Consider the following 6738-nt stretch of genomic DNA (forward strand, 5'->3'; position numbering starts at 1 on the left):
ACTTAACGTTGACCTTTATGAACAGTGAACTAGCCTGATAACAGTCCGCTTGGTTTCAGGAGGCAAATATTCACCGCTGGTTGCTTGGCTTTATTTTGCTGTTCACACGGCCGGCATATCCCGGAACCTTGCCGGAGTTGTTGATATATACAGAAATATGGCCTCCTTTTAATTACCTGGATGACAATGGCAATATAGTCGGTGCAGCCACTGATGTTGTGCGCGCATTAATGAATGAAGCTAATGTGCAATACTCCATTGAAATCATGCCCTGGAGCCGTGCATTTGCTAAAGTTCAAGGGCAACCGAACAGCCTGATTTATTCCATTTATTACACCAATGAACGCGCCCCACTGTTCCACTGGTTATGTCCAATGTTTCACTCTAAAGGCGTCGGATTATTCAAACTTCGCAGCCGTAAAGACCTCCAACTGGTGTCGCTGGACGATGCAAAATCTTATTTAATTGGCACTATCCGCGGTGGGTTTTCCCGGGAGTATTTGATCGCCCAAGGCTTCAGCGAGCAAACTAACTTATTAATCTCTAGTGATGAAGAGGCCAATGTCAGACAACTGTTTAGTCGGCGGGTCGACCTGATCATTCAGAGTCCTGAGTCCATCGCTTATCGATTAAAAAAAATGGGGGTGGCTACCGATCAAATTGAGCCGGTACTGGACTCCTTTGATAATCAAGAACGTCAAATTTGCCTGGCCATTAACCGCGAATCTGATCCCATTTTAATCGCAACATTAGAACGCGCATTTAATAATATTATGCGTGACCGCAATACACGCCTTATCCCATCATTGCCTTGATATGCACGGTTACACTGCGCGCCAGGGCGCTGAGTGCATAGCCACCTTCTAAGGTTGACACCATCTTGCCATCACAGTGTTTGTCGGCAATCGCTTTCACTTTGCGCGTGATCCAGTCGTAGTCTGTCTCTACCAAGCGAAAATGTGCCATCTCGTCTTCAAAGTGCGCGTCAAACCCGGCAGAAAATAAAATCAGCTGCGGCGCAAACGCATCCAGCTTGTCCAGCCATTGCTCGCTGACCGCAGTTTGAAACGCCTCGCTGTCTGTGCCTGCAGGCAAAGGCAGATTGAGAATGTGTTCATTTCCCAGCCCCACTTCGTAGGGGTAGAACGGATATTGAAAAGAAGAACAAAACAACACACGCTCATCGTCAAAAAAGATGTCTTCGGTACCATTTCCGTGGTGCACATCAAAGTCTATGATCGCCACACGCTGCAGACCGTATTCGGCCATGGCATGGGCTGCCGCCACCGCGACATTATTAAAAATACAAAAACCCATCGCCTTGTCTTTTTCAGCATGATGACCAGGGGGGCGCACAGCACAAAATGCCTGAGAAGCCTTGCCCTGCATCACCGCATCCACCGCCATCACATTTGCCCCTGCGGCATACAGTGCGGCATCCAGACTGCGGGGCATCATGGCCGTATCAGGATCCAGTTGTACCGTGCCATGTTCTGGCGTTTGCGCAAAAATTTTATCCACATAGGCCTTGTCATGTACACGATAAAGCTGCTCGATTGTCACCTGCGGCGCATCATCACGCATAATGGTGAAGTCGACCCCGGAGGCTATCAGCCGGTCATTAATCGCATCTAAGCGCGCCGGTGACTCAGGATGATCATCACCCAAATCATGTAAATGGCACGCAGGGTGACTAATGTATAAAAAATTCATCCCTGTCCCTCCAGACTTAATATCAGGGTAATTTCGCCGGGCTCATCCATCGGCTGACGTTTAAAGCCGGCATTTTCGAATACCCGCAACATGTTCTTATTATCTGCTCGAACATAGGCATGCATCGCCGCCAATCCGCGCTTGCCGGCAATATCGATCATGGTGCGTAACAATTGGCTGGCCATGCCTTTTCCCTGATATTTTTCCCTTGTCACAAACGCCACCTCACAGGAGCGTTCATCATGGTTAAGGTAATATCGTCCTACTGCCTGAATCTCTGACACTGAGCCGCGTTGTCTGACAATGCACAGCGCCAGATCACGACTTTGGTCGACGCTCACCAGTGAACAGGATTTTTCCCGCGACATCTGTTTGGGGTAATGGTTGTAACGATAGAACAGCGTCTCTTTGGTGTGTGAATAGAAAAACTCCTGCAAGCGCCGTTCATCTGCGGGGTTTAGTGGACGCAGGTCAAACTCTTCCCCATCCACTGCCAGAGTACGAACATTCAGGGCACCGAATTCCGGTACCTCCCGGGGGTAAGTTTTCTGATAATTGGGCACCCAGTAATGTTTACGTACCGCCTCCAGCAGCTCCGCGCGAAAATCCGGATGCGCAACCCGGATCAGCTCCAGCGCCCGCTCGCGGATGCTGCGACCTTTAAGTGATGCCACACCAAACTCTGTTACCACATAATGCACATGCCCTCGGGATGTGACCACCCCACTGCCCTCAGTAATAGCCGGTACGATTCGGGATACAGTGCCATTTTTAGCAGTAGACATCATAGCAATGATTGGCTTACCACCTTTGGCCATCGCGGCGCCACGAATAAAGTCGACCTGTCCACCGATGCCGCTGTAGAACTCATAACCTAACGAGTCCGCCACCACCTGCCCGGTCAGATCGATCTCCAGAGCACTGTTAATCGACACCATGTCATGGTTACGGGCGATATTCGATGGTGAGTTCACATAATCGCTGGGATAAAATTCCACGTGGGGATTACCATTCACAAAGTCATAAAGCTTTTTGCTGCCGAGACAAAAACTGGTGACCGTTTTACCCGGGTGAAAAGTCTTGTTGCGGTTATTGATCACCCCTTTAGCGATCAAATCGATGATCCCATCGGTGATCAATTCGCTATGCACGCCCAAATTCTTATGCTGTTGCAGGTACTTGAGCACCGCATTGGGGATCTTGCCGATACCTAGTTGTAAGGTCGCGCCGTCTGGCACCAGCATGGAAACATACTGTCCAACCCGTTCGATTTTTTTATCCAGATCAAAATCGGGTAGTTCGGGTAATGGTTGCGCCATCTCAATACAGGCGGTCAACTCACTGATGTGAATATAAGAATGGCCGCTAGTGCGCGGCATCAAAGGATTGATCTGCGCAATCACATGCTTCGCTTTGCGCACCGCTGCCAATGTCACGTCAACAGCCACGCCAAGGGAACAATAGCCGTATTTGTCTGGCAGGCTTACCATAATCAACGCGGCGTCCAGCGGCAGAATATCCTGTTCGAACAGCGAGGGGATCTCGGATAAAAAGCACGGTGTGTAATCTGCGCGCCCCTCAGCCACCGCCCGGCGCACCTTCTCACCACCAATAAAGAGGGTATTTACTTTAAACAGCTCGCTAAATTCTGGCTCGACCCAGCGCGCATCCGACAACGTATTAAAATGCACCACTTCGATATCATGCAGATCATGGCTGTGTGTGATGAGGTCATCCACCAGCCCATTGGGTACTGCCGCATTAGAACCAAGAAAAATCCGGCTACCGGATTTGAGAAATGCCTGCCAGTCCGGGCGATTAGGTAGCGCTACATACATTGTCTTTAGCCTGTTTGAATCCCCTGATATGAATTACCCAGACTATGCCAGCCAGTTAAGCACCGCAACTTGATATGGATCGCCTTTTAGTCGTAGCCACCGGAAAACTTTTGCTTATTTTGTGCGTATTTAGCCAATGATTTGCTAACCTAGCTGCATATCATTGGGGTGAGAACAGCATGGCTGACGAACTAGAAAAATCCTTTCAGATCCTGAAGCAAACAGTGCCATTGATGGTTAAACATCAGGTGCCGGCCGTGCCGACGAATTATGCCTTGTGGTACACCTACGCCTCGCAGAAGTCTCCGGATCTCAATCAGCAGATCGATGAAGCATTAAAAATTTCGGCACAACTGTCTGAGTCAAAAACCACCGAGCTATACCGGCAACATCTGGCAGACACTCAGGAGCTGAATACCTGGCAATTACGTCAGTCACTGGAAGCCATGCTGCAGGAGCTGAATCAAACCATGCAGGATACTCGCAAAGAGTCTGATCAGTTTCGGCAAAATATGGACGGCTGTCTGGACGATCTGGCCAAAGTGGAAAAAGAAGGCTGGACGCTGGAAGAGGTGATGGGTCTGGTACGCACCATGGTGCAGGAGACGCAAGGCATTCGTAAAAGTACCCTGAGTTTTAATGCCGCCCTTGCAAGCGCTGAAAAAGAGATTGCCCAACTGCGTGAACAGTTAGCCGAAAGTCAGCATGATGCGCTATATGATGCCCTGACCGGCCTGCGCAATCGCCGTTACTTTGATGAAGAACTTAAAGCCATGCTCGCAAAGGGCGATGTTGCATTGCTGCTCGTCGATATCGACCATTTTAAAAATATCAATGACACTTACGGCCACGTGATGGGCGATCTGGTGATCAAAGCGGTGGCGAAAAAGTTACGCAGCCTGTGTCGCGACGGTGCCGATGCGTTTCGTTACGGCGGTGAAGAGTTTGCAGTACTGTTGCCTGCCACGCCATTTGCCAGCGCGCGCCATCGCGCAGAGGGAATGCGCAGCGCCATTGAAAAAATTAATGTGGTCAATCGCCTGACCAACGAGTCTTTAGGCGATGTGACGGCATCGTTTGGCATAGCCTGTTCTGCTAATGGGGATAGCCCGCAAACACTGATAGAGCGTGCGGATAAACAACTGTACGATGCTAAACGTTTGGGCCGAAACCGGGTCATGCCGCTAGCAATCTAAACCAACTGCAAGGACGCCCATGCATATTATCTTCTCCCACGGTAAAGAGAGTGGCCCCTGGGGCAGCAAAATACGCTATCTGGCCGAGATTGCCGGGCGCTACGGCAAGGTAAGCAGTATTGATTATCAGGATCTGGCCGAGCCTGACCTGCGGGTAAAACGCCTGCACAATCATATCGAACATCCCCACCATACACTGTTAGTGGGTTCCAGCATGGCTGGCTATGTGAGCGCGGTTGTCGCGCAACAGACTCCTGTTGCCGGTTTGTTTTTACTGGCGCCCGCATTGTTTCTGCCGGGATATCAAGTGCAGCAGTTCAGACCTGTGAGCACGCCACAGTGGGTTGTTCATGGTTGGCGTGATGACATCATTCCTTTTTCACACTCAGTGCGTTACGCCGAATTACAGCAGTGTCATTGCTACTTACTCGATGGCGATCATCGCCTCAATAGTGCCCTTGACGACATTGGCCAACTGTTTGAGAAGTGTTTACGGCAACTTAGCCTTTGATAAGTCAGATAAAATAATGTCGATATCTATGATCTAACCTTGCCTTTAATGGGTTTAAATCTGCAGATAATTAATGGAGAACAACATGTGCGACAAAGACAGTGAACAGGATATTCAAGCTTACTTAAGCAGTTCAAGTCGGTTGAACCGTCGGGATTTCAATAAGTTACTTGCTCTTGGTACCCTGGCCGCCGGATTTCCTCAATTTGCCAGCGCGGCAGATGTTGTTGAGAGCAATGTATTTGTCGCCACGCCCGATGGCACGGCAGATTGCTATTTTGTACGCCCTGCCTCCGGTAAACACCCCTCGGTATTGATGTGGCCTGACATCAAGGGATTACGTCCGGCATTTAAAGCAATGGCTAAACGTCTGGCCAGTGCCGGCTACGCGGTCCTTGTGTTAAACCCTTTTTATCGCGATGTGAAAGGATTGGCTCTGCCCGCCGGGGTCGAATTTCCCTCCGAGGAAGCATGGAAAATACTCCGTGGATACCGGGCAAAACTCACGCCTGACGCAGTGGTGCGTGATGCACGCGCCTGTTTTGCCTATTTAGATAAGCAACCTGAGGTAAGTAAAAAACGTGGTGCCGCAGCTATGGGCTACTGTATGAGTGGTTCATTTGTAATGCGTGCGGCTGCCGCCATGCCGGAACGAATTAAAGCAATCGCCAGTTTCCATGGTGGCGGCTTGGCAACCAGCGAGCCAGATAGCCCCCATCTGACCATCCCGCAGTCAACAGCCGCGGTGCTGCATGCGATTGCAGAAAATGATGATAAGAAAGACCCACAAATGAAGCAATTATTGCGAGAGGCCTATAGCCGCGCAAAACTACCAGCCGAAATTGAAGTCTACGCCGGTACGTTGCATGGCTGGTGCCCCCCGGATTCTAAAGCCTATAACGATGTGCAAGCGGAAAAAGCCTGGTCGCGGACATTCGCTTTGTTTGACAAGGCTCTTAACCAGCACAGCAAATAAATCAGCTGAACTTTCACCGCAATAGCGAATCGAAACGGATACGCAAAATCCCTGGATCAGAGAAGGACCTCTATGAAGCCTCTACTTTTCCTACTTTTGCCTGCAATTTTCCTTTTTACCGGTTGTTCTTCATCGCTAAGTGAGCAAGATGTCATAAAAGCAGTGGTCAACCAGGCCATTTTCATTCCCAATGAGATAAACATGCAGCGAGGCAGGAGTGCTTGCCTGAGCGTCAAAAATGGCTGCTCGGGGAAATATTCGCAGTGGTTAGATCAGGACAACGAAGTAGGTTGTTCCTGCGACGAGCGCAACTAACGCCAACAACAAAAGCCGCTGGATTCATCGGCTTGATTTTTCAACGCTCGGCGAGATTGTCCTGCATCAGTTTTACCATCGGTTTTCTTGCCTGATTTTACCTTCCATTTAGGTTGCGGAGGCAAACCGGCATGGTACATAGTCGTGGCGCTGGCCATCGCTGATGGATAGAAATTTTGCACCTGATCC

The 6738-nt window shown here is 49.8% G+C and carries 7 protein-coding genes; 4 read left to right on the forward strand and 3 right to left on the reverse strand.

Features of this window, described 5'->3' with window-relative positions; translation table 11 throughout:
• Nucleotides 1-80: 80 nt before the first annotated feature.
• Nucleotides 81-815 carry an ABC transporter substrate-binding protein gene (locus tag TK45_RS04770; RefSeq protein WP_165490702.1) on the forward strand — a complete coding sequence of 245 codons (735 nt, stop codon included), beginning with the start codon at nucleotides 81-83 and terminating at the stop codon, nucleotides 813-815.
• Here TK45_RS04770 and TK45_RS04775 read toward each other — a convergent pair.
• The gene (locus tag TK45_RS04775; protein ID WP_131257497.1) at nucleotides 796-1713 is read right to left on the reverse strand and encodes a histone deacetylase family protein; all 918 of its coding nucleotides are present in this window, start codon (nucleotides 1711-1713) and stop codon (nucleotides 796-798) included. The genes TK45_RS04770 and TK45_RS04775 overlap by 20 nt on opposite strands.
• Nucleotides 1710-3551, reverse strand: coding sequence for a GNAT family N-acetyltransferase (locus TK45_RS04780; protein ID WP_131257498.1), 1842 nt, complete (start codon nucleotides 3549-3551; stop codon nucleotides 1710-1712). Before TK45_RS04780 ends, TK45_RS04775 begins: the two co-directional genes overlap by 4 nt.
• 179 nt (nucleotides 3552-3730) lie before the next feature.
• Between TK45_RS04780 and TK45_RS04785 the strand changes: the two genes are divergently transcribed.
• The 3 genes from TK45_RS04785 (at nucleotide 3731) to TK45_RS04795 (ending at nucleotide 6234) form a co-directional block, all read left to right on the forward strand.
• Entirely contained in the window at nucleotides 3731-4747 is a 1017-nt protein-coding gene (locus TK45_RS04785; RefSeq protein WP_131257499.1) for a GGDEF domain-containing protein, read from the forward strand.
• 19 nt (nucleotides 4748-4766) lie between these two features.
• On the forward strand, nucleotides 4767-5258 hold the full coding sequence (locus tag TK45_RS04790; protein ID WP_131257500.1) for a YqiA/YcfP family alpha/beta fold hydrolase: 492 nt from the start codon (nucleotides 4767-4769) through the stop codon (nucleotides 5256-5258).
• A gap of 85 nt (nucleotides 5259-5343) precedes the next feature.
• Nucleotides 5344-6234 carry a dienelactone hydrolase family protein gene (locus TK45_RS04795; RefSeq protein WP_131257501.1) on the forward strand — a complete coding sequence of 297 codons (891 nt, stop codon included), beginning with the start codon at nucleotides 5344-5346 and terminating at the stop codon, nucleotides 6232-6234.
• Nucleotides 6235-6545: 311 nt separating this feature from the next.
• Here TK45_RS04795 and TK45_RS04800 read toward each other — a convergent pair.
• Nucleotides 6546-6738, reverse strand: a 193-nt coding sequence (locus tag TK45_RS04800; protein ID WP_131257502.1) for a DUF3362 domain-containing protein, incomplete at its 5' end; no start/stop codon positions are given.

Source organism: Bowmanella sp. JS7-9 (assembly GCF_004329715.1).
In the GTDB taxonomy this organism is placed as follows: Bacteria; Pseudomonadota; Gammaproteobacteria; order Enterobacterales; family Alteromonadaceae; genus Pseudobowmanella; species Pseudobowmanella zhangzhouensis.